The following is a 22,967-nucleotide window of genomic DNA, read 5'->3' on the forward strand; positions in this document are numbered from 1 at the left end:
CGTTTAGTTTACTGAGAAAGAGTCGATAAAGGTAGATGATTTTTTAGATACTTCCCAGTATAAGATTCGTTACATTCAACAAGATCCTCCGGTGTACCTTCAAAAACAACCTCTCCGCCTTTATTTCCGCCTTCTGCTCCGATATCGATAACCCAATCGGCCATTTTTATCATCTCCATATTGTGTTCAATGACCAAAATACTGTTGCCTAGTGCAATCAGTGCATCAAACGATTTAAGAAGTTTGTGGATATCGTGGAAATGCAAACCGGTTGTCGGTTCGTCGAAAATGAAAAGTGTCTTTTTGCTGTTGTTCCCTTTGATTAAAAAAGAAGCGAGCTTGATACGTTGCGCTTCACCGCCCGACAACGTACTCGATGGCTGGCCAAGTTTCACGTAACCCAATCCTACGTCCTGTAAAGGTTTGATTTTCCCAATAACTTTAGGTATGTCGCTAAAGAATTCCATGGCTTCATCTACACTGAGGTCTAAGACGTCAGCTACTGATTTACCTTTATATTCCACATCGAGCACATGTTGCTTGAATCGCTTACCGCTACAAGCTTCGCAAGGGAGTACGATGTCTGCCATGAATTGCATCTCGATCTTGACCTCGCCATCCCCTTGGCAAACGTCACAGCGACCACCCTCGACATTGAAAGAGAAAGCCGATGGCTTCAGTCCTGCTGCCTTGGCTGCGGGCAAGTTAGCGTAAACTGACCGTACTTCATCCCAACCTTTGACATACGTTACGGGGTTGGAACGGGAGGACCTGCCGATCGGGTTCTGATCGATCATCTCGATTTGTTCGATGCTGGTTATATCGCCTTCCAGGGCATCGAATATACCGGTTTGCTCTCCGCTGTAATTACCGATGGCTTTTTGCAAGGCTGGGTATAGAATACGTTTGATAAGGGAGGTTTTCCCCGACCCCGATACACCGGTTACGACGGTAAATACGTTTAACGGAAAGGTGACGTTAATTCCTTTTAAATTGTTTTCCCGAGCCCCTTTTACGATAAGGGAATCACGCCACTTGCGTCGTGTTTTAGGTGTGGGGATGCTCAATTGGCCATTTAGGTACTTTCCTGTTAGGCTGTCTTTATCTTGGAGAATTTCCGGATAAGTTCCGGCGAAAACCAGTTGACCACCATTTATTCCAGCTTCGGGGCCAATGTCGACAAGGTAATCCGCGGCTTCCATCATTTCTTGCTCGTGTTCTACGACAATCACCGTATTGCCTACATCGCGCAACGATTTCAGTACGCCGATTAACCGCTGGGTGTCGCGCGGGTGCAGCCCGATACTAGGCTCGTCTAAGACGTAGATAGAGCCCACTAACGAACTGCCCAAGGATGTCGCTAAATTGATACGTTGCGATTCGCCACCCGAAAGTGTATTGCTTAAACGGTTTAAAGTAAGATAACTTAATCCCACATCACACAAAAATTGAAGCCGGTTGGTGATCTCGGCGAGCAATCTCTTCGCAATGAGCTGTTCGTGTTCCGTTAACTTAAGCTCTTTAAAGAATTGCAGGGCCTCTTCTAACGGTAACAAAACAATATCCGTAATCGATCGTCCGGCAATCTTAACATAGGTGGCGTCCTTGCGCAAACGCGATCCCTTACAGTCGGGACAATCCGTTTTTCCACGATAACGTGATAACATAACCCGGTATTGTATTTTATAAGTCTGCTGTTCCAGCTCTTCAAAAAACTGGTTCAATCCACCGAAATATTTATTTCCCGTCCATAATAGCTCTTGTTGAGCTGATGTAAGGTCACTATAGGAACGATGTATAGGGAAGTCAAATTTGAGGGCATTACGCACCAGACGATTTAGCCATTCGCCCATTTTTTCTCCACGCCACGGTGCAATCGCGCCATCATAGACAGAGCGGCTTTTATCGGGAATAACTAAATCGGCGTCTATGCCGATGACTTTACCATACCCCTCACAACGTTTGCATGCACCATAAGGATTGTTGAAACTAAAGAAGTTCGGTGTAGGTTCTTCGAATAGGATGCCGTCCAGTTCGAATTTATCGGAATAATGTTTTCTAACACCATCGATGTCGACATAACATTCGCCTTTCCCTTCAAAAAAAGCGGTCTGAAGCGAATCTGCAAGGCGACTATTTGTTTCATCTTGTTTATCTAGCCGAATACGGTCTACTACAATCTGGATTTCTCCCGTTTTGAAATCTTCATTTGGTATACGCGTGTCTCCGATAACAGCTTCTATCTTCTGTATCTTGTCCTGAAAAAGCACCCGAACGAATCCTTTTTGAAGGAGTAACGATAACTCTTCTTTTAACTTTCGTTGATTGATCGGTATGAGTTCAGCAAAGATAGTAATGGTTGTGTCTTCCGGATAGGTCATCAATTCATCGATAATAGACGATATCGTGTCTCTCGTGACCTGTTTCCCCGATATGGGGGAAAAGGTCTTGCCAATCCGTGCATAAAGAAGTTTAAGATAATCATATATTTCGGTAGAGGTACCCACGGTAGAGCGTGGATTGGACGTGATCACTCTTTGTTCGATCGCAATCGCCGGGGCGATTCCTCTTATATAGTCCACTTCCGGTTTATGCATCCGCCCCATAAACTGTCGGGCATAGGAAGATAGGCTTTCTACATAACGTCGTTGTCCTTCAGCGTAGAGGGTATCAAAAGCAAGGGAAGATTTTCCTGAACCCGACATTCCCGTAATCACAACGAGTTTATTTTTAGGGATATCGACATCGATGTTTTTCAGATTGTTGACCCGCGCACCAGCAATTTGGATAAACGACTTCGCGTTTTGTTCCGATTTTTTTGACATAACCCACAAAGGTAAGGATTTTGTCTGAATTGCCTGGCCTAGGTACTGGAAATAAGGAAATCATAGTCATATATTAATTTATAAAAGCAGGATAGTACAGGACAGTTGTTGGTTTACATTTTGATATTTTTGAATGGCTAGTTGTATCAGGCAATATAGATTCATTGTCACGGTACATTTTATGATATAAACCTGCAGGAATACGATGCAATCTTTTGGTAATGGCCCAAATTGTAAATACGATATCGGACGTTGAATTTGCGGATTTCAAGATCGGAGACCATAAGGCCTTCCGCAAAGTTTTTGATGCTTATCACAAATCAATTTATAACTACGCCTATAAGTTTAGTAAAAATCATGAGGAAGCGGAAGAACTCGTCCAGGAGGTGTTTGTTTCCCTGTTTCTAAACCGTGACAAAATAGAAAATTCCGAGAGCCTTTATCCTTATTTATTTGTCATCACGAAACGGATAACGATTTCCATTTTCAGAAAAAAGGTGGTGAAATCCAAATTTGACCATCATTTGAAGTGTAGCTGGAAAGAAGACTGTAAAAGCACAGAACACACGCTAGATACGATTGAGTTAAACAACGTGTGGACGAGTGCCATTGAGCGTCTCCCTGAAAGGCAGCGGGAAGTCTATGAGCTAAATAAAATCAATGGGTTATCTTACGAGGAGATTGCGGAAAAGATTGGCGTGTCTAAGTATACCGTTAAAAACCAATTGATTACGGCGTCAAAGACAGTAAAGTTAATCGTGAGAAATATTTATCTCCTGCTTTTTTTATTAAAAATTTTATTTTGATGTAGTCCTTTTTTCTTGCTAACTCGTTTATATAGGTAACCAGTCATTATAAACGTTGGAAAAAGGACAACTCATTCATCTCCTACAGCAGTATATGGACAATTCCATATCTGCCGATAATCTTATTTTGCTCAAAAACATTTTAGAGCAGAAAACAGATGAAGATCTCCTATGGATCTGGGATATCCTCATGGAATCGTCGCCGGACACAAAAGGATATGTTCCGGATGCTGAACATTTATTCCAACGGATTATTTTGGATGAGCGGCTTCAGTCGAATTTTTCGAAAGGCACCAAAAAGATTAAAATAATTAGACGTTTAGTCACGCTAGTGGCTGCGGCATGTATACTTGTGTTTCTAAAATTTACAATAGATTTTATAAATAGGCCAGACCCAACGGAGGCAAAGCTCAGCGCTGCAGATACAATTTCGACTATTAAGCCGGGAGGAAATAAAGCCCGGATTGTTTTGGCCGATGGAACTCAATTAGACTTGGAAGCGTTGAAAAATGATACGATAATCCAGTTGGAGGGCTATTCGGTACATAAGACAGCAGATGGATCTATTACTTACTTAGTAACTGGTGAACAAAGGGTGAAAGGCAGCCTATATAACACCATTATTACCCCAAGGGGTGGAGAGTATAATTTAACGCTATCGGATGGGACAAAAGTAGCGATGAACGCTTCTTCCACACTTCGTTATCCGATCAATTTTCGGGAAGATATCCGTCGTGTTGAATTGAAAGGAGAGGCATATTTCGATGTGAGTAAACAATATAGGGATGATAAACGGATCCCCTTCATAGTGGAAACAGATCAGCAAACGCTAGAAGTATTAGGCACTTCTTTTAACGTGAACAGCTATGGTAAGACGATTGAAACAACGTTGGTAGAAGGGTCTGTAAAGATCTCTTTTGACAACGGACAAAGTCATGTTCTAGTGCCTAATCAACAAGCAGTTTATAGACGAGAATCAAAAAGCACGGCTATTACTACCGTGGACCCGTTTTACGTCACCGCCTGGAAAAATGGATCGTTTGCATTCGAAGACGCCTCGATCAATGAGGTTATGGAAAGTGTTGCCAGATGGTATGATGTGGATGTCGTGTTGAAAGATGATTTAAAAGATAAGCAGTTTTCGGGTATGATCTCCAGGTTTGAGGATATTGATAAATTGTTGAAAACGGTCGAGTTAACAGGAGCGGTAAGATTCGAAGTCAATGGAAGGAGGATTTTGGTTATGAAATAAAAATCAGAAAATTGGAATAACATAACAATCAGGAGCGTTGCGACCGCCCCTGATTAACCAAGTCCTACGGGCTTGTCGATTGATGTCTTAGCATATAACAGTAAACAACCAATCTTAAATACAAATGTATAAAAAATATGATATACTTACGCTGTTTTGCAGGCGTTTGAAACCTAGATTGTTAGTCATGAAATTATCCTTGATCTTAATGCTTGTAAGCACGCTGCAGGTTAGCGCATTTACGTTTGGTCAAAAAGTGACGCTTAGCCGGAAAAATGTGAAACTAACTGCTGTTTTGAAGGATATCCAGAAACAAAGCGGATATAATATTTTTTACGATAAATCTATCGTTCCGGCAAATGCGTTGGTGGACTTACAGGTGAACGACACCCATGTCGAGAAAGTTCTCACCGGACTGCTGGAGCCGTTTCATATAGGATATAAACTGGTGGACAAGAACATCATATTGATGCGAAAGGAAAATTCTTCGATAGTAGTTACGAACAATCAGAGGCCAACCCAAGAAAAAATAGTGAAGGGTAACGTGACGAACCGCGGAGGTGAACCGCTTGCGGGAGTTACAGTTTTGGAAAGAGGGAAAACGAACAGTACGATGACGGATGAAAGAGGCAATTATATCCTCCGTATAGAAGGCGACGCCGCGATGCTGCAGTTTTCGTTTGTCGGGTATGAAGATCAGGAAATAAATCTTGGAAACAGAACGGTGGTCGATGTGGTATTAATAGATCGAACGGATGAACTTGATGAAGTTGTTGTGGTAGGGTATGGGACAGTACGGAAGGCGGATTTGACCGGAGCCGTAGCGCAGGTAAAGGCTCGAGAGGTAAATGCCTTTCCGAATGCCAGCGCATTGCAGGCCCTCTCGGGCCGAGCTCCCGGGGTACATATACGCCAGAGTTCGGGCGCCCCTGGTCCCGGTATATCTGTTCGTGTTCGCGGAGGAAATTCCATTCAGGGAAGTAATGAACCGCTGTATGTTATTGACGGATTTCCCATAGCCGGTTCTAATCCCTCCATCGTTAATACCGCTGATATAGAAAGTATCGAGATTCTCAAGGATGCATCGGCTACGGCGATATATGGTTCACGTGGTGCCAATGGTGTCGTGATCATTACAACAAAAAAGGGAAAAGAAGGACGTACAGATGTGTCGTTTGAAACCAGTTACAGTTCGCAGCAACTCATCCGTAAGCTCGATCTCATGAATGCGCAGGAGTATGCCAGATTCTACAACGAACAGGCGACGAACGATAATGTGACACCTTATTTTAACGAAGAAGAGATAAGCGGATTTGGGGAAGGTTTTGACTGGCAGGATTTTGTCTTTAGGAAGGCCCCGATGACGACGGCTGCGCTTGGGATAGTTGGCGGAAATGAGAAAACGCGGTTTTCCATCAACGGTAGCTTTTTCGGGCAAGATGGTATCATTCAAGGAAGCAATTACAATCGTTATTCGTTGCAAAGCAGTATTGATCATAAAATCAACGATAAGATTTCCGTCGAATTGAATACGATCCTCTCGCGTCTGACGACCGAAAGACGAGACAGCGAAGGAGGCAATCGAGGCAACTCCATGATTGCTGCTGCCATTTCTGCTCCACCGATTCTGACACCCTATAACGAAGATGGTTCTTATCGGATACTGCATACAGCTTATCCATTTTTGGCAACAGATCTGCGCAATCCTATTAACTGGATTAATGAAAGTACAGCACAAACCAAAGCAAACGTAGCATTGATCAATACGGCTGTATCCTATCGGATTACCCCCGAACTTATCTTTAAAGTGGCTGGAGGGTTGGAGAACCGCGATGACCGTTCGGATAATTATACGACGACCAAATTTTTTGATAGCCCGGGAATCGCTAATGTATCTTCCACACAGCAGACCAGCCTGTTGAACGAAAATACATTGAACTATAATAAAACGTTTAATGACAAACATAGTTTCGCTGCGGTAGCGGGACTGACCTACCAGAATTTTATGACCACGGCTGTAAATGCCGGAGGGACGGACTTTCTTTCGGATATCTATGAGACCTACAACTTGGGCGCAGCTGGTACGCCAGGTGTACCCGGGTCAGCGTATACAAAGTCGGTGTTAATTTCGCTCTTGGGGCGCGTCAATTATAGTTACGACGACCGTTATCTCGCGACGATAAGTTTTCGCCGTGACGGATCGTCGCGCTACTCGCCGGGAAGTAAATGGGGTAATTTTCCCTCAGCAGCGCTCGCGTGGCGTATTTCAAACGAAAATTTTATGAATAATGTTTCTGCCTTTTCGGATCTCAAGTTGCGGGCCAGTTGGGGGCTTACTGGTAGCCAGGCCATTGATCCGTATACTACCCTTAATTTACTGTCCGCAGGTAAGACGATATTTGGTAATGAATATTTCAATACGGTCAGTCCCTTAACAAGGTTGCCGAACGACTTAACCTGGGAAACTACCGAGCAGTTCGATATTGGAGCAGATGTTGGCGTCCTGAATAATAGGGTCTTATTAACTGCCGACTATTATGTAAAGAATACGCGTGATTTGCTGAGTGATGTACGGTTGCCAGCTTCCATGGGCTATACGACAACGATCCGAAATGTCGGCAAGGTACAAAACAGGGGCGTTGAGTTAGGTGTCGAAGCAAGGCCTTTTGAAGGCAGTTTTACGTGGAATATAAATGCCAATATAGCCTTTAACAAAAATAAAGTAATCAGTCTATACAACGGTGAAGATGTTCTACGGGATAATATCGGTATGGTCATCGTGAGCGATGCTACCAGCATATTGAGGGAGGGGCGACCTGTCGGACAGTTTTGGGGTTACATAGAGGATGGTTACGACGAGAAGGGAGACATTATTTATCGAGATGTCAATCAGGACGGTAGCATCACATCTGCTGATAAAACATATATTGGAGACGCCAACCCTGATTTTACATATGGCTTTAATTCCGTGATGAATTATAAGAATTTCGAATTTTCGTTTTTTCTCCAAGGAACGTATGGAAATGATATATTCAATGCGAGCTCTATTACGAATACCATGGACTATGGCTTTGGTCTGAATATGCCCAAAACAGTGTATGAGAATCATTGGACGATCAATAATACCGATGCTGACTACCCGCGGATCAGTAGATCGACGCCCGTAAAGGTGTCGGATCGATTTATAGAGGACGGTTCATTTTTACGACTCAAAAACATATCCTTGGCTTACAACCTGCCGCTGCAAGCGTGGAATACGAACAAATTACAGCGGCTGCAGGTCTATGTGAGCGGACAAAATCTGCTTACGTTCACCAATTATTCCTGGTGGGATCCGGAAGTGAATTTTCGACTCGACCATAATAGCTACCCGTCTGCGAAATCGGTCACCTTCGGTATCCGTGCCGGTTTCTAACTTTTTACAGTTCATAGGATGAAGAAATTGAATTTAAATACGATGAAGAGATTAATTTGCATGTGGGGTATAGTTGCACTTTTTGTAGCGTGCGAAAAGACCCTAGAAGAAGCACCTAAGCAGATCTCGGAGGAGAATTTCTATAATACGGCAGAAGAAGTGGAAGCCGCGGTGAATGCGATCTATAGCCCATTGCGTAAAGACCTTATGCCGAATTATATTGCTGCGCTGGAGTGTCAATCAGACTGGATGTATGGTCGTGGCAGTTGGACCCCCCTGAGCAACTACCAGGGGCTGGACGACGCGAACATAACGCGCGTCCAAGGTTTTTGGAATGGTTTCTATCTGGCCATCAGGAACGCAAATCTGGTTGTCTTGAATGTGGTAGAGGGCGAAGCGTTTGCGGAATACGTTGCCGAAGCAAGGTTTCTGCGTGCTTTTTCCTATTTTCAGTTGGTCAGGAATTGGGGTGGTGTGCCGTTGCGTACCGAAGAAACAATGGACGTAAAGGATCTTCCCCGCAGTACAGAAGAAGAAGTCTACCAGTTAATTCTGGATGATTTGGCAACAGCGACGATATCGCTGTCAGAAACTGCCGCGGTTAGTGGCCGTCCTACTAAATGGGCCGCTAAAACCCTACTGGCTGATGTGTACTTGCAATTGGAACGCTATAACGAAGCAGCTGAACTAGCCAACGAAGTTGCCCAAGCAGGTTTTAGTTTAGTAAGCGTGAGTGGCCCCGAAGACTATCAATATAAAATTTTCGGACCGGATATCACCACAAGCACCGAGGAGATTTTTGCACTGAAGTACGCACGTCTTCCTGCTCAGGGCAATTACATTTTGTGGATATCCAACCATCCAAGTACCAAACTGCTTACAGCAGGAGGTACAGGCGCTTATGCCGTTCATGGCGATGCGACCAACGCGAATTATATCGCGTGGAATAGCGATGATATCCGCAAGCAGCTCTGGGACCAGATTAACTTTGGTTTGGGGCCAAATACGCTGGTTAGTTCAAAGTATGTGGATCCAGATGCGCTTGATGCGAATACGGCAGGAAATGACCTCCCCATATATCGGTTATCAGATGCTTTGTTGATCTTTGCGGAGGCATCTGCAAAAGCTGAAAATACGGTCAGCATAATGGCAATGGAAGCACTGAACAAGGTGCACCGGAGGGCTTACGGATATGCACCGAATGAACCAGCGCCGGTCGATTACGCCCCTGCCGACTATGACACTGACACCTTTGTGGATCTCGTTGTACAAGAACGAGGGTACGAATTCATATATGAAGGGAAGCGTTGGTTCGAATTGAAGCGAACCGGAAAATTGGACGAGCGCATTCAACAAGGCAAAGGAAAATTGGTCGTTCAAAAGCATTTACTTTGGCCGATTCCCCTTTCCGAGACAAATTATAACAATGCAATTGACCCGGTGACTGATCAAAACCCCGGATATTGATAACAATCTAGAACCCTTTAAAGGAATGGATAAAATGAAAAGAAGGTCAGCGATAGCCACATTGGGCGCAATCTCCTTAGGATTGACTACACCTCGGTTACTCAAAGGAGAGGTGCTACAAGGGCCACGTATAATAAAAAAGGAAAAGCTCACTACCGATATCCTGGTGATCGGTGGCGGAACAGCAGGCGTCGTAGCTGCGGTACAAGCAGGAAGGGCGGGAAAGAAAACTATTTTGGTTGAAAACGGAAGTATGTTAGGCGGTACTACCACGACCGGTGGAGTCGCGTTTCCCGGTATTTTTTTCGCATGGGGCAAGCAGGTTATTGGCGGCATCGGTTGGGAAATGGTGCAGGAAGCCGTCGGATTCAATGATGACAAATTACCTGACTTTTCCGTTCCTCACGGTCGCCAACATTGGCATCATCAAGTGCGTCTAAATGGTCCACTTTATGCGATGATGATCGAAGATAAATGTGTGGAGGCAGGCGTAAACCTAAGGTTTTACGAAACACCGGTAGAGGTCGTGCAACATAAGGAAGGTTGGAAAGTAACGACGATCGGAAAAGGAACAAAAACGGAGATTGTCTGCAATCAATTAATTGATTGCACTGGAAACGCGTTTGCGGTTTCGCTGGCAGGATTTAACTTGCTGCGGGAGAAAGAGACACAGCCGGGAACGTTGATGTTCCGTATTGGTGGATATTCCATGGATCAACTCGATATGAACCGAATTAAGGATGAATTTAACGCCGCGGTAAATCGTGGTGACCTGATTAAAGGAGAGTTTCTACATGTTGAATCTTTGCTTCGTAACGCCGGTGATAATGTGCAACACATCGCGGGCGCTGATGCCACCACGTCTGTATCGCACACTATTGCAAACATCAACGGGCGGGCATCGCTGTTTAGAACACTGAAGTTTCTTCGAACGCTGCCAGGTTTAACGGGTTTAAAGGTGTTGGATATGCAGAACGAAACGGCCGTCCGGGAGACCTATCGCATTGATAGTATTTACCAGGTTACACATGAAGATTACGTTATGGGGAGAATTTTTGAAGATGCAGTTTGCTATTCTTACTATCCAATAGACCTTCACGACGAACAGGGGGTTATTCCCAAGCACCTAGAAGAGGGGCGGGTTGCATCCGTGCCGTTAAGGGCCCTTATACCAAAAGGTAGCCGGAACTTGATCGTTGCGGGTCGTTGTCTCGGGAGTGACCGTTTGGCAAATTCAGCTTTACGTGTCCAGGCTTCCTGTATGGGCATGGGGCAAGCTGCAGCTGCCGCCGCCGTATTGGCGCACACACAAGGTAAAACACCTGCGGAGGTTGCGATATCGGATCTGAAGAAATTATTGACGGAACACGGCGCTATCGTGCCGGAAGGATAGGTAGAAAGATAAGATTTGGACATGAGATTTTTAAAACCCATTTTTATTATGCTCCTTGTTTTCTATGGGGTTACTTCGACTTTTAGCCAGCAGCGCCAGGAAGACACCATTCGTTATTTCACCACACCCACGTTGCCGCAAAATGTTGCTGATGTCAATAGTATGCTCATCGATACGGGAGGGGTTTCAGCCCCAAAAGACACCCTTTTTCAATTATTGACTGCACGGGGCGATCCGATATCGTATTATCGGAAGATAAGCACAGAAGTCTGCTTTGACGGGTCTTGTCGGTTGCTTAGGGTAGACCTCTATTGGAACGTGACGGGTCGATACCTTGGATTTGAATTGCCTCCAAAGGGATTTTTAAGCAAAGCGGAGCATGAACCTTTCAATGAACAGGAGTACCAGCAACTGCACGCTATATTGGCCGATAGTCTTTCGCCTATAGGCAATTTCAATTACCAAAATTTAATTCCGCAGAGCAGCGCGGCTGAAGGCGTGGATGCTGTAACCCGTCCGACATCCAAAGATGTACTGCCATATGTCGTAAAAGGAGCGGTCTTTACTACCCACAAGATGTGGAACCTCGTTTATGGGCAGGTGCAGCGGGATGTTGAACACGCAACTGAAGCTGCGCTGAATCCTGAGTTTCTACTGGATATGCTGAATAGCGATGATATCTGGGATAGGTATTGGGCACTGGATCGAATGCATATGTTGTCAGACCACCCACTTCAAGTGAAAGATAAGGTCGTTGGCTTTTTATGCGATAGTTCATACAACCTTGTATTACATGCCCTAACTGTTTTACCAAAGGATTGGGGTGAAGATTCCTCTTTCCAGCAGAAATTATGGTTGGCATTTGACTGCGTTCCGCCGGCGCTGAAACCCAAGTTGATGGAGAAACTTGGTACATACGAAAAACTAGACAGATCCATTATATTGGACATTACCGACCGCTTGCCAACAATGTATGGTCCCGTATTGACTGCTGCACTGCAGTGTCTACGAAATTATCTCCCGAAAGAGCCGGAAATTCTGCGGCGTGTAACCGCGTTGCTGGATCATAATAATCCATATATAGCTAAGCAAATTAAGAAATTCCTTCAAGAAGTTCCAACGATTGATTAATTTGCGAAGGATCAAAGTGAGGAACCAAAAGCAATTAAAATAGTCCGAAATAAACCTGATAAAGAAAACGTAGTATGAAGACGAGCCGAATGTGGTTACTAACATTTTTTTCTATTGTCTTATTTTCTAACCAGATTGCGGCCCAACAATGGAAAGGTAAGTGGATTGGATTAGCGTCTCAAGATACCAATTTGACCAACATCTGGGCCGGTTTTCGGAAAGATTTTAACATAGACAGATTGCCCAAACAAGCTATAGCAAAGATTGCGGTAGATAGTAAATACTGGCTTTATGTCAATGATGAGCTGGTCGTGTTCGAGGGTGGACTAAAAAGAGGGCCTAATCCGAGCGATACCTACTACGACGAAGTGGATATTAGCAAACATCTAAAAAAAGGCAGCAATACCATAGCAATTAAGGTCTGGTACTTTGGAAAACATGGTTTTTCACACAATAGTAGTGGTAAGCTGGGACTTTTGTTTGATCTGCAAAGCGAAAAGTTTGAACTTTACAGTGACAACAGCTGGCTTGTCAAACGGTTGGTGGAATACCAGTCGGCTCCAGGAAAGGAACCTAATTTCAGGCTGCCTGAGTCCAATATTCTTTACGATGCCCGCTTGGGGGATCAGGGTTGGTATAGCGGCGAAGGAAAGTTGACTTCTTTTGAACCGGCAATAGAGCACGGTGCTTTCGGATCTGCCCCTTGGAATAAACTCGTTAAACGACCGATTCCACTATGGAAGGATTTTGGTCTTAAAACATTTCGTTCTCAGGACATCCGCCGAAAGGGAGATACGATCATCTGCAAACTGCCATACAATATGCAGTTTACCCCCTATTTTGATATCGAGGCCAATGCAGGAGACTCGATCCACATCGTTACCGACAACTATCTATATTATAACGGTTCAGCCGAAAATTTACGCGCAGCGTATATCGCCAAAAATGGCCGCCAGCAGTACGAAAGTCTGGGGTGGATCAATGGGCATATGCTGTACTTAATCGTTCCCGAACATGTCAAGATCAATCAGCTCATGTATCGCGAAACGGGCTACGACACGGAATTCACCGGATTTTTCGAATGCTCCGATCCTTTTTTCAACAAGCTTTGGCAAAAGGCTGCCCGTACACTCTACATAACCATGCGTGACACCTATATGGATTGTCCCGACCGAGAACGAGCGCAATGGACAGGGGATGTGGTACTTGAAGCGCAGGAAGCTTTTTATGCGTTAAGTCCTTCTTCTCACGCGTTGGCAAAAAAGTGGCTGTATGAGCTGATTGGTTGGCAAAAAGCAGACGGCGTACTGTTTTCTCCTGTTCCTGCTGGCAACTGGGATAAAGAACTCCCTGATCAAGCGCTTGCGAGTATTGGTTATTATGGGATTTGGATGTATTATATGCATACAGGCGATAAGCAGGTCCTTGTGGATCTCTATCCAGCTATACAAAAGTACATTTCGCTCTGGGAGAAGGATAAAGATGGTTTGGTTCTGTTGCGAGAAGGGGGGTGGCAATGGGGTGACTGGGGGGAGCATAAAGATATGTTGCTGCTCTATAACCTCTGGTATTATTTAGCTTTGAAAGGAAGTTATTTGATGGCTGATGAAATGGGCTATAAGGAGGACATGCTCCGGACCGGGGAAGAAATGAAACAATTTAAACAGACCTTCAACCAGCGATTCTGGAATGGGGCAGCATACCGCGATCCATCCTATAGCGGAAAGACAGATGATAGGGTGCATGCTTTGGCCGTTCTCGCTGATATTGCTGATAAAGATAAATATGATGTCATTCTTGATGTCTTTTCGAAGCAGGAGCATGCGAGTCCTTATATGGAGAAATATGTCTTCGAGGCGATGTATAAGATGAAGCAACCTGTTTTAGCTAATGCCCGTCATAAAAAACGTTTTGCCGAAATGGTTGACAACCCTAACTTTACTACCCTGTTCGAAGGTTGGGGTATCGGTAAGGATGGGTATGGTGGAGGTACCATAAACCATGCTTGGAGTGGTGGAGGGCTTACCATCATGTCGAGTGAGGCTTGTGGCATAAAGCCATTAGAACCGGGGTATAAAACATTCGTGGTAACGCCCCAATTAGGTGATCTGTCGTATGCCAAAACCAAGATTCCATCGATCATGGGCGAGATAGAGAGTTCTATTACCCGCTCTGCTGATCAAATGACGGTAAAGTTCAATGTTCCTAAGGGTACAACAGCTCTTTTCGAACTTCCTTTCGAGAAGTATAAATCTATTTTTATTAACGGGATTCCTGTGGACAACCTCATAAAAAAAGGAAAAATAGCTGTACGAAATTCAGACGGGCAATGGATCATTCCAGAGGGAAAATGGGAAATTAAAATAGGTACCTAGTTCATAATCCTTATCTTTGCCAAAAACTAAATAACAAGGAATGAATAAATTAAAATTCTTACCATTTTGTGTCGTTGTTGCTACGGTAATCGTGGGTTGTGAGGGAGTGGCCAATACCCAGGACGAAAACAATCCGTTATTGACGACCTATGACACCCCGTTTCAAGTACCGCCATTCGACAAAATTAAAGATGAGCATTTTCGTCCTGCATTCAAAGCTGCTTTGGAACAGCATAATCAAGAAATCGACGTTATTGTAAACGATCCAGAAGAAGCTACTTTTGAAAACACGATCGTTGCGTTGGAGAATGCGGGGAGCACGTTAGGAAATATTTCACGCGTATTCTTTAACCTTAATTCAGCGAATACAAATGATTCCATTCAAGCGATAGCTAAAGATATGGCGCCTGTACTTTCGGCACACGGCGATGAAATTTCCTTGAATGAGAAGCTTTTTGAGCGTGTGAAAAAGGTGTATGATAACCGTAATTCTTTACAGTTGAGTGCAGAGGACGCAAAATTACTAGAAGAAACCTATAAAGGATTTGTCCGCGCGGGTGCAAACCTTTCTGAAAGTGATAAAGAGAAGCTGAAGAAGATCAATTCTGAATTATCCGTGCTGACGAATGATTTTGGGCAAAATCTGTTGGCAGAAACAAATGCTTATGAATTGGTTGTGGATAAGGAAGAGGATCTAGCTGGACTTCCGACCGCTTTAAAGCAGGCAGCTGCTGATGCCGCTAAAGCCAAAGGCAAAGAAGGGAAATGGGTGTTTACGCTTCAGAACCCATCGGTGATGCCTTTTCTACAGTATGCGGATAACAGAGAATTACGTCAGGACATTTGGAACGCCTATCAAATGCGCGGAAATAATGGCAACGACAACGATAATAAAGAAAATCTGCTTAAAACAGCGAATCTTCGTTTAGAGAAAGCAAAATTATTGGGTTATAATTCGCATGCTGCCTACGTATTGGAAGAAGCGATGGCAGAAAATCCGACAAATGTATATGCCTTGCTCAATAAAATATGGGCACCTGCATTAGAGAAAGCAAAAGCGGAAGCGGCTGACATTCAAAAGGAAATCGATGCCGCCGGCGGAGATTTTGAAGTAGCACCGTACGACTGGAGGTATTATCAGGAAAAAATCCGCAAAGCAAAGTATGCCTTGAATGAAGAGGAAATCAAGCCTTATTTCAGCTTGGCGGCAGTGCGGCAAGGTGCTTTTGATACGGCGAACAAACTGTACGGACTAAGTTTTGTTGCATTGAGCAATGTGCCCACTTACCACGAAGAAGTGGAAGTGTATGAAGTAAAAGACAACGACGGGGAACATCTAGGGTTGCTTTATGCTGATTTCTTCCCAAGAGAATCGAAAAGGGGCGGTGCTTGGATGACATCTTATCGTACACAGAGCACAGGAGAAGCAGGACGTATTGCCCCAGTGATTTCTATCGTGTGCAACTTTACGAAACCTGTGGGAGACGAACCTGCGTTACTGACATTTGATGAGGCGAATACCTTGTTCCACGAATTTGGCCACGCGTTGCATGGTCTGTTGTCAGACGTCAAATACCGCAGTTTAGCGGGTACGTCTGTATCGCGCGATTTCGTCGAGTTACCGTCGCAAGTGATGGAAAATTGGGCTGCTGACCCAGAAGTGTTGAAAACCTATGCAAAACATTACCAAACCGGCGAAGCTATTCCAGACGCATTAATTGAAAAAATGGAACAGGCGGGAACGTTTGACCAAGGATTTGCCACAGTGGAATATGTAGCAGCTTCTTTGTTGGATCTAGATTATCACGCGGCTACAAAGCCTATCGAGGGCGATGTGAATGCATTTGAAGCAGCCGGTATGCAAAAAATTGGATTAATTGATGCGATTATTCCGCGTTACAGAAGTACATACTTCCAGCATATTTTCTCTGGTGGATATTCTGCAGGTTACTATGCTTATATTTGGGCAGAAGTATTGGATTCAGACGCATTCGCTGCATTTAAAGAGAAAGGTCTTTTTGATCAAACCACAGCTACTTCTTTCCGAGAACATATCTTAGAAAAAGGTGGAACGGGTAATCCGGCGGAGATGTACAGACAGTTTAGAGGAAAAGACCCAGATCCGGTGTATCTGATGAAAAAACGTGGGTTGAATTAAATCATGAAATTCATGTTCCTAGCGTAGAGTAGACTTATATTTCGAGAAAAGCAACCGTATTTTTTGTGCGGTTGCTTTTTTGGTTTTGCCTTTTTGCTTAATTTATTGACTATTTCTTTACAATAGTCAATAAACAAACCTATGGTTCTTTAATATATTTGCATAATGTTACATCGTTCGACCGTTTTGTCTGCTTTATGTGTGCTTCTGTGTTTGCTTATTGGGAATAGTGCTTTTTCGCAAGTTGGGGTAGGGGTTAAATTAGGCGGAAATTTATCGGGTGCTGACGCAGTTTCTTTTCGTTCGTCGAAACGCTTGGGCTTTCAGGTTGGAGCGGTTGTAAATTATCATTTTCGTTCGAATATGGCCATTCAAGCAGAACCGACGTTTAACCTGACCCGCGTGCGGGCAAATTCAGAAACGGTCGATGAGACCAAGGGTGTTACGAAAGGAAACAAAGCGCTTCATTTTTTTGATTTACCTGTGTTATTCAGGTTGGATGTTACACCTCGGTTCGCGTTACTGGGAGGAGTCGAGTTCAACTCGCTTTTAAATGAAGACAAGTATCGTTTGAACGACGGTGGACAGGCTTTTGAAGCAGGTATCAAGCTGGGATATACTGTCGGATTGGAACTGGGCAAATTCTATTTCCGGTATCGGGGTTTTGAGCGGTCGACAAACATACATCGTAGCTGGACTACTGCAATTCAGCAATATCAAGTCGGTGTAAGATGGAATATTTTCTGATTATATCCCTAAAGAGTTAAATTGTAAATCGTAAAGTTTTTTGTAATAACCATCCTCAATCCTGAGTAACTCCCTGTGGGTGCCGATTTCCTTAATTTCTCCTTTATCAAATACGATTATTTTATCGGCTTTTTGAATCGTTGACAGGCGGTGTGCGATGACGATGGCTGTTCTGCCTACCATCATATTATCGATTGCGGTTTGAATCAGCAATTCCGTCTCGGTATCGATAGAAGATGTCGCTTCGTCCAGTATCAATATAGCGGGGTCGTGTACCAATGCCCGGATAAAGGAAATTAATTGTGCTTGGCCAGAAGAGAGCGTAGCCCCGCGCTCCTGTACTTGATAGTCGAATCCTCCCGGCAACCGCATAATAAAATCGTACGCCCCTACTTTTTTTGCAGCTTCTATAACTTCTTTCTCGGTAATAGCCGGGTTATAGAGGGTGATGTTATTGAAAACGGTGTCTGAAAATAAAAAAACATCTTGTAGAACAGTAGCAATATGCTGACGGAGCGAATCGAGTTTATATTGCCGTATATCTCTCCCATCTAACAAAATCCGTCCTTGCTGTACCTCGTAAAAACGACTAAGTATATTAATGGTAGATGATTTCCCTGCCCCAGTAGCACCTACTAAAGCTAGTGTTTCTCCGGGTTCGACGTGGAAGCTAACGTTTTTCAATACCCATTTTACATTGGAAAGGACTGCCTTTTCATCGGCCGCGGCGTTATCTGTGTCTCGACGGATGGTTTCTTCGTTATAAGCAAACCACACTTGATCAAATTCGATTTCCCCCACTATGCTATCAGGAGAGAATGTTCCGTTGTCCGGCGTAAATTCTTTTGTATCTAATACATCAAATACGCGCTCTGCGGAAACCATTCCCATTTGTAAGGTGTTAAATTTATCGATTAGTTCCCGGATAGGGCGAAAAATCATATTGATGTACATCAGAAACGCAACCACTACTCCTGGAGAGATTGCATTTGCCAGAATCTGTTTTGAGCCGTACCATACGAGAAGACCAATCGCAATGGCGAGGATAATTTCCAGAACGGGGAAGAAGATCGAAAAATACCAATTAGCACGAATATGTGCGTCGCGGTGTTTGCTATTCGCGTTCTTAAACTTCGCCATTTCCTGTTTCTCGCGAGCGAAATACTGGATAATGGCCATGCCGCTAATATGTTCTTGCAAAAACGTGTTGAGGTTAGAAACCCAAGTGCGTACATCCACGAAAGCCGATTTCATTGATTCTTTAAATATGTAGGTCGCCCATATCAAGATGGGCATAGGAATGAGGACAATAAGGGTCAGTTGCCAGTCGGTATAAAACATAACCCCGAAAATGACAACAAGCTGTAACAAATCGCCAATAATCTGGATCAGTCCTTGGGAGAAAATATTGGATATGGTCTCCAGATCGGAGATGGTGCGTGTAATTAATTTTCCGATAGGTGTGTTATCAAAATATTTTAATCGTAAATTGATGATGTGGTTAAAAACTTGTATCCGGATATCACGAATGACATTTTGGCCTAATACGTTTGTTGCTAGTGTATGATAATAACGGATTACCGTTTGTATGATAAGTAACGCTATCATCGCGATAAGCATCCAAGTAAGCCCCGTCGCATGAGGTTTTAGAATATATTTGTCGAGGGTATACTCCACCAGCATCGGAAGAGCAGGAGCGACTGCAGCTAATAAAATTGTTAGTATGACAGAAGCCCAAAATATACCCTTGTAGGGGTTCATGTAGCGAGCCATTCGCTGGAGAAGTCTCGTGTCGTAGGTCTTGCCCGTTATTTTTTGTTCGCTCAAAATGCAGTGTCGATGTAAGGGTAAACAATTTTTGTTAAGTACAGGCCGTGCGCTGGTACGGAGAAACCGGCTTTTGATCGGTCCATACTGCTAATGATGTCCATTATAGATTCTGGCGTTTTCTTCTGCAGACCGATATCCAATAAAGTTCCCACAATTGCCCGAACCATGTTGCGAAGAAACCGGTTGGCAGTAATATGAAATACAAGGCCGTTATCGGTTTTTTGCCAGTATGCTTGTGTTACCGTACAGATATTGGTATATACTTGTGTATGGCTTTTCGAAAAACATGCAAAATCTTGCGTGCCTATCAGAAATGTTGCGGCATTATTCATAATCGCCACATCGGGGAGTTCTCTTAGTTGCCAGGATTTGTGTATTAAGAATGGGTTTTTCCGAAAGTGGATATGATATTCGTAAGCCCTTTCCGTGGCGTCAAACCGAGCGTGGGCTTCATTGTCAACAGAAAATATACGATTTGCGGCGATGTCGGGTGGAAGTAGCGAATTTAGGGAGTGCAAGAAGCGACTCTCATCTTGTATTCTACCTTTCGGGATATCCAAATGAACAAACAACTGTCTAGCGTGTACACCGGTGTCTGTCCTTCCTGCACCTATGGTTTCGATCGGATAACGCAAAATCTGATGAAGTGCTTCATTCAGTTTTTGTTGGACCGAAACAGCATTATCCTGTACCTGCCAGCCATGGTAGCCTGTACCGTCATACGCAATTTCCAGAAAAAAACGTTGTAATGTATCTTCCACTTCACAAAGTTACTTCTTTTCTTTTTACTTTTTTTCCCTCAAAAAAAGTAACAAAAAAACTCGTCGCTGAAAAATTTGATGCGTCCCGAAGCCCCGCACGTCTCCCGCATCGAGAATAGTTTTGATTGGATGGGGTATTGCAAAATTAATATTTCTACAGTTATCAAAATTTTTGATGCGACCTTTTATGTTAATAAGGGGATAGTACAATGCGTAGATAAAGCGGTCAATAAAGCTCCGCTGTTATGCGGGATAGAACGACCTTGCGTTTTTTCGCGGCCATCTTTATGCAGGCTATTCCGTTAAAAACAGAATGTTGTCTGAAGGAGGGGACATTGCTTTCTTTGCACCATCCCTTCTTTAGCCTATATAGTGGCATCCGGATTTTGAGGTATGTAGAAACTTGTTCTGGCACTATCCACTATCTCAAATATCCGAAGCCACGAGGTTTTTGGTTCTTTTTCACGGGGAAAAAGAACATAAAAAAACTATCTTTGTTAAACAAGAATAAAGTATAGTTATGATCCAACGTATTCAAACACTATGGCTGTTGGCAGCCGCTGTTATTTTATTAGGGCTTTTTGTTTTTCCTTATGTGAGCTTTATTGACTTGGTAGGGCTTGGCAAGCAGATTTATGTTACCGGAATATATTCTTCGAATAATAACGAAGCTGTACGGGAGTCTGCCTCTATTGCCTTAGCAATTTATGCCGGAATCGTAACGATCGTACCCTTATTGATTGTTTTTCAATATAAAAACAGAAAGCGACAGGTTCTTTTTATTATAGTGGAAATTGTACTCGTTGTACTGTTGGGTATATGGATGTGGAGTGCCGCACACACGACCTTAGATGTTATTAGCCAAAAGCTGCAGGCCGGTAATATTGGCGTAGGTTTTTTCCTTTTGCCCGTAGCCATCATTTTCTTAGGAATGGCTATCGGTGGTATCCGTAGAGACGAAAAATTGATAAAATCAGCAGACCGTTTGCGATGAGAAACTGGGTATATTTCTTGTTTTTAACGTTAGGTATTTTCCTTTCGGGCGATCTTCTGGCGCAGGAACAGGACGAAGATAGCGCAGAAAATATAAAAGATGACATCCAAGTAGATGTGAAATCAGTGAGGACTATAGCTAATGGTGATACACTTTCTATTGAGCTGTTTCTCATTTCTTACCAAATGGATCCGCGGGAATTTAAACTAAATACGTTTGCTACACAAATTGTAGATGGTGAAGGCCATAAGCATCTGTTTGCAACGATGAAGATGGGGCGCGTTTTGGTGCAATTAACAGATAGACAAAATTATTTACACTATTTGTTGAAAGAAGATGTGCCTGTGCCTTTAACTATAAAAGTGGGTGACTGGAAAGGAACGAAAGCTTCCAAAGTGTTATTGGTCTTCGAAGACAGTATGGAGGAGGGAAGATATATAACACAAGAGGTTGACCTATAGCCAACCTCTTTTTTATCTGGAATATCTGAATTGTTGTTTGTCCATCAGGCCCATTTGACCTTTCATCATTTTAATCTGATCGGCCAGTAGTTTGTTTTTATCGGCCTTTTTAGCTTCCGCTAAATATTTTTCTGCTTCTCGTTTATTGCGTTTTGCCATGGCTACACCTGCCAAACTTAATTTTGCCAAAGCGATATTATGGCTCATGTGTAATCCCAGCGACAAAGCTTTCTTAAAGAACTTTTCCGATTGGAGGGGTGCGCGTTGCGATTCTAGGATACCTAATAGCATATGATAATATCCGTGCTGTGCACTGATCAGTTGTTTTTCATAACTTTTGATGTTTTGTAACCACTGTTCGGCTTTAACCATGTTCTCTTTTCTGAGATACCATTGTGCGATAAGCATATTCTCATTGAAGAACACCGTAACCCAAGCCAGAATAGTCATGAAGATCCCCAAAATTCCCCATCCCCAATGACCGAACCAAAACAGAGCTACTGTTCCGATTAAAAGAAAACTACTAAGGACAATACGAACTATATTCGACATATATTTATTGCATAAATTAAACTTCCCGCAAATATCCGGTTATTTTGGAGTTTATCCAACTTGTTTACGTGATAAAATTGTAAAATTTATTTAGGTTTGTATTATGGCAGGACGTTACGATCCCAGTTGGGAACCTATTTTAAAGCCCCTATTCAAGCAAGACTACATGCGTAATCTTTCGAACTTTGTACAGCAAGAGCGGCAACAAACATTGATTTTCCCTCCCGAAAGCCTCGTGTTAAACGCTTTCAGACTGACCCCATTTGATGAAGTGAAAGTTGTGATATTGGGACAGGATCCGTATCATAATGATGGACAAGCTCATGGACTGTCTTTTTCCGTGCCAAGAGGGATAGCACTACCGCCATCACTAAAAAATATTTATACTGAACTGCAGTCTGATATACCGGGCTTCCAGTACCCGGCTTCTGGAGATTTGACGAAATGGGCGAAGGAAGGGGTGTTATTGTTGAATGCTACACTGACCGTACGAGCGCATCAAGCAGCTTCCCATCAGCGAAGGGGCTGGGAAGAATTTACCGATCAGATTATCCATTTGATATCACAAAAATTGGAAAATGTAGTTTTTATACTGTGGGGAAGCTATGCGCAAAAAAAGACGATGCTGATTGACGCGCAGAAGCATTTGATACTAAGGTCCGTGCATCCGTCACCGTTATCTGCACACCGCGGATTCTTTGGGTGTAAGCATTTTTCTCAAGCCAACGCTTATTTACAGTCCAAGGGGAGAAAACCTATCGATTGGCAGATCTGACAAAGCCACGAAATATGCTGCCGGA

16 protein-coding genes are annotated in these 22,967 nt (G+C 43.5%); 12 read left to right on the plus strand and 4 right to left on the minus strand.

Annotated features, from left to right (window positions below):
- Window positions 1–8 precede the first annotated feature (8 nt).
- On the minus strand, window positions 9–2,825 hold the full coding sequence (gene uvrA / locus H8B17_RS01780; RefSeq protein WP_190307455.1) for an excinuclease ABC subunit UvrA: 2,817 nt from the start codon (window positions 2,823–2,825) through the stop codon (window positions 9–11).
- Between the two features lie 221 nt (window positions 2,826–3,046).
- Between uvrA and H8B17_RS01785 the strand changes: the two genes are divergently transcribed.
- From H8B17_RS01785 to H8B17_RS01825, 9 genes are all read left to right on the plus strand, one after another.
- A complete protein-coding gene (locus H8B17_RS01785; protein ID WP_190307456.1) occupies window positions 3,047–3,631 on the plus strand; it encodes an RNA polymerase sigma factor in 585 nt (194 codons plus the stop codon).
- 55 nt (window positions 3,632–3,686) lie between these two features.
- On the plus strand, window positions 3,687–4,883 hold the full coding sequence (locus tag H8B17_RS01790) for a FecR family protein (protein ID WP_190307457.1): 1,197 nt from the start codon (window positions 3,687–3,689) through the stop codon (window positions 4,881–4,883).
- Window positions 4,884–5,070: 187 nt separating this feature from the next.
- Window positions 5,071–8,298 carry a SusC/RagA family TonB-linked outer membrane protein gene (locus H8B17_RS01795; protein ID WP_190307458.1) on the plus strand — a complete coding sequence of 1,076 codons (3,228 nt, stop codon included), beginning with the start codon at window positions 5,071–5,073 and terminating at the stop codon, window positions 8,296–8,298.
- Between the two features lie 42 nt (window positions 8,299–8,340).
- Window positions 8,341–9,765, plus strand: a complete 1,425-nt coding sequence (locus H8B17_RS01800; protein WP_223816295.1) for a RagB/SusD family nutrient uptake outer membrane protein — start codon at window positions 8,341–8,343, stop codon at window positions 9,763–9,765.
- Window positions 9,766–9,799: 34 nt separating this feature from the next.
- Window positions 9,800–11,158, plus strand: coding sequence for an FAD-dependent oxidoreductase (locus H8B17_RS01805; RefSeq protein WP_190307460.1), 1,359 nt, complete (start codon window positions 9,800–9,802; stop codon window positions 11,156–11,158).
- Between the two features lie 21 nt (window positions 11,159–11,179).
- Window positions 11,180–12,289, plus strand: coding sequence for a hypothetical protein (locus H8B17_RS01810; RefSeq protein ID WP_190307461.1), 1,110 nt, complete (start codon window positions 11,180–11,182; stop codon window positions 12,287–12,289).
- Between the two features lie 74 nt (window positions 12,290–12,363).
- Complete coding sequence (locus tag H8B17_RS01815; RefSeq protein ID WP_223816296.1) at window positions 12,364–14,664, plus strand: alpha-L-rhamnosidase-related protein; 2,301 nt, start codon at window positions 12,364–12,366, stop codon at window positions 14,662–14,664.
- 40 nt (window positions 14,665–14,704) lie between these two features.
- Window positions 14,705–16,822, plus strand: coding sequence for a M3 family metallopeptidase (locus H8B17_RS01820; protein WP_190307462.1), 2,118 nt, complete (start codon window positions 14,705–14,707; stop codon window positions 16,820–16,822).
- Between the two features lie 165 nt (window positions 16,823–16,987).
- Entirely contained in the window at window positions 16,988–17,569 is a 582-nt protein-coding gene (locus tag H8B17_RS01825; RefSeq protein ID WP_190307463.1) for a porin family protein, read from the plus strand.
- Here H8B17_RS01825 and H8B17_RS01830 read toward each other — a convergent pair whose 3' ends face one another.
- The gene (locus H8B17_RS01830) at window positions 17,570–19,396 is read right to left on the minus strand and encodes an ABC transporter ATP-binding protein (protein ID WP_223816297.1); all 1,827 of its coding nucleotides are present in this window, start codon (window positions 19,394–19,396) and stop codon (window positions 17,570–17,572) included.
- Window positions 19,393–20,160 carry a tRNA pseudouridine(38-40) synthase TruA gene (truA, locus tag H8B17_RS01835; protein WP_190307464.1) on the minus strand — a complete coding sequence of 256 codons (768 nt, stop codon included), beginning with the start codon at window positions 20,158–20,160 and terminating at the stop codon, window positions 19,393–19,395. Before truA ends, H8B17_RS01830 begins: the two co-directional genes overlap by 4 nt.
- Before the next feature lie 520 nt (window positions 20,161–20,680).
- Here truA and H8B17_RS01840 point away from each other — a divergent pair.
- Together H8B17_RS01840 and H8B17_RS01845 are read left to right on the plus strand one after the other, a co-directional pair.
- Entirely contained in the window at window positions 20,681–21,154 is a 474-nt protein-coding gene (locus tag H8B17_RS01840; RefSeq protein ID WP_190307465.1) for a DUF4293 domain-containing protein, read from the plus strand.
- Window positions 21,151–21,615 (plus strand): hypothetical protein, encoded by a 465-nt coding sequence (locus tag H8B17_RS01845; protein ID WP_190307466.1) that lies wholly within the window; start codon window positions 21,151–21,153, stop codon window positions 21,613–21,615. Before H8B17_RS01840 ends, H8B17_RS01845 begins: the two co-directional genes overlap by 4 nt.
- A 12-nt stretch (window positions 21,616–21,627) precedes the next feature.
- Here H8B17_RS01845 and H8B17_RS01850 read toward each other — a convergent pair whose 3' ends face one another.
- Window positions 21,628–22,167: a tetratricopeptide repeat protein gene (locus H8B17_RS01850; RefSeq protein WP_190307467.1), complete on the minus strand. Its 540-nt coding sequence runs from the start codon at window positions 22,165–22,167 to the stop codon at window positions 21,628–21,630.
- 103 nt (window positions 22,168–22,270) lie between these two features.
- Here H8B17_RS01850 and ung point away from each other — a divergent pair, with 103 nt between their 5' ends.
- A complete protein-coding gene (gene ung / locus H8B17_RS01855) occupies window positions 22,271–22,942 on the plus strand; it encodes a uracil-DNA glycosylase (RefSeq protein WP_190307468.1) in 672 nt (223 codons plus the stop codon).
- Window positions 22,943–22,967 lie beyond the last annotated feature (25 nt).

The organism is Sphingobacterium arenae (assembly GCF_014692505.1).
GTDB classification, from domain to species: Bacteria; Bacteroidota; Bacteroidia; order Sphingobacteriales; family Sphingobacteriaceae; genus Sphingobacterium; species Sphingobacterium arenae.

What these genes read in the sequence shown, in the direction of transcription:
- H8B17_RS01825 (WP_190307463.1), top strand. Translation starts at nt 16,988, where the DNA reads ATGTTACATCGTTCGACCGTTTTGTCTGCTTTATGTGTGCTTCTGTGT.
- H8B17_RS01840 (WP_190307465.1), top strand. Translation starts at nt 20,681, where the DNA reads ATGATCCAACGTATTCAAACACTATGGCTGTTGGCAGCCGCTGTTATT.
- H8B17_RS01800 (WP_223816295.1), top strand. Translation starts at nt 8,341, where the DNA reads ATGAAGAGATTAATTTGCATGTGGGGTATAGTTGCACTTTTTGTAGCG.
- H8B17_RS01850 (WP_190307467.1), bottom strand. Translation starts at nt 22,167, where the DNA reads ATGTCGAATATAGTTCGTATTGTCCTTAGTAGTTTTCTTTTAATCGGA.
- H8B17_RS01815 (WP_223816296.1), top strand. Translation starts at nt 12,364, where the DNA reads ATGAAGACGAGCCGAATGTGGTTACTAACATTTTTTTCTATTGTCTTA.
- H8B17_RS01805 (WP_190307460.1), top strand. Translation starts at nt 9,800, where the DNA reads ATGAAAAGAAGGTCAGCGATAGCCACATTGGGCGCAATCTCCTTAGGA.
- H8B17_RS01785 (WP_190307456.1), top strand. Translation starts at nt 3,047, where the DNA reads ATGGCCCAAATTGTAAATACGATATCGGACGTTGAATTTGCGGATTTC.
- uvrA (WP_190307455.1), bottom strand. Translation starts at nt 2,825, where the DNA reads ATGTCAAAAAAATCGGAACAAAACGCGAAGTCGTTTATCCAAATTGCT.
- ung (WP_190307468.1), top strand. Translation starts at nt 22,271, where the DNA reads ATGGCAGGACGTTACGATCCCAGTTGGGAACCTATTTTAAAGCCCCTA.
- H8B17_RS01845 (WP_190307466.1), top strand. Translation starts at nt 21,151, where the DNA reads ATGAGAAACTGGGTATATTTCTTGTTTTTAACGTTAGGTATTTTCCTT.
- H8B17_RS01810 (WP_190307461.1), top strand. Translation starts at nt 11,180, where the DNA reads ATGAGATTTTTAAAACCCATTTTTATTATGCTCCTTGTTTTCTATGGG.
- H8B17_RS01820 (WP_190307462.1), top strand. Translation starts at nt 14,705, where the DNA reads ATGAATAAATTAAAATTCTTACCATTTTGTGTCGTTGTTGCTACGGTA.
- H8B17_RS01795 (WP_190307458.1), top strand. Translation starts at nt 5,071, where the DNA reads ATGAAATTATCCTTGATCTTAATGCTTGTAAGCACGCTGCAGGTTAGC.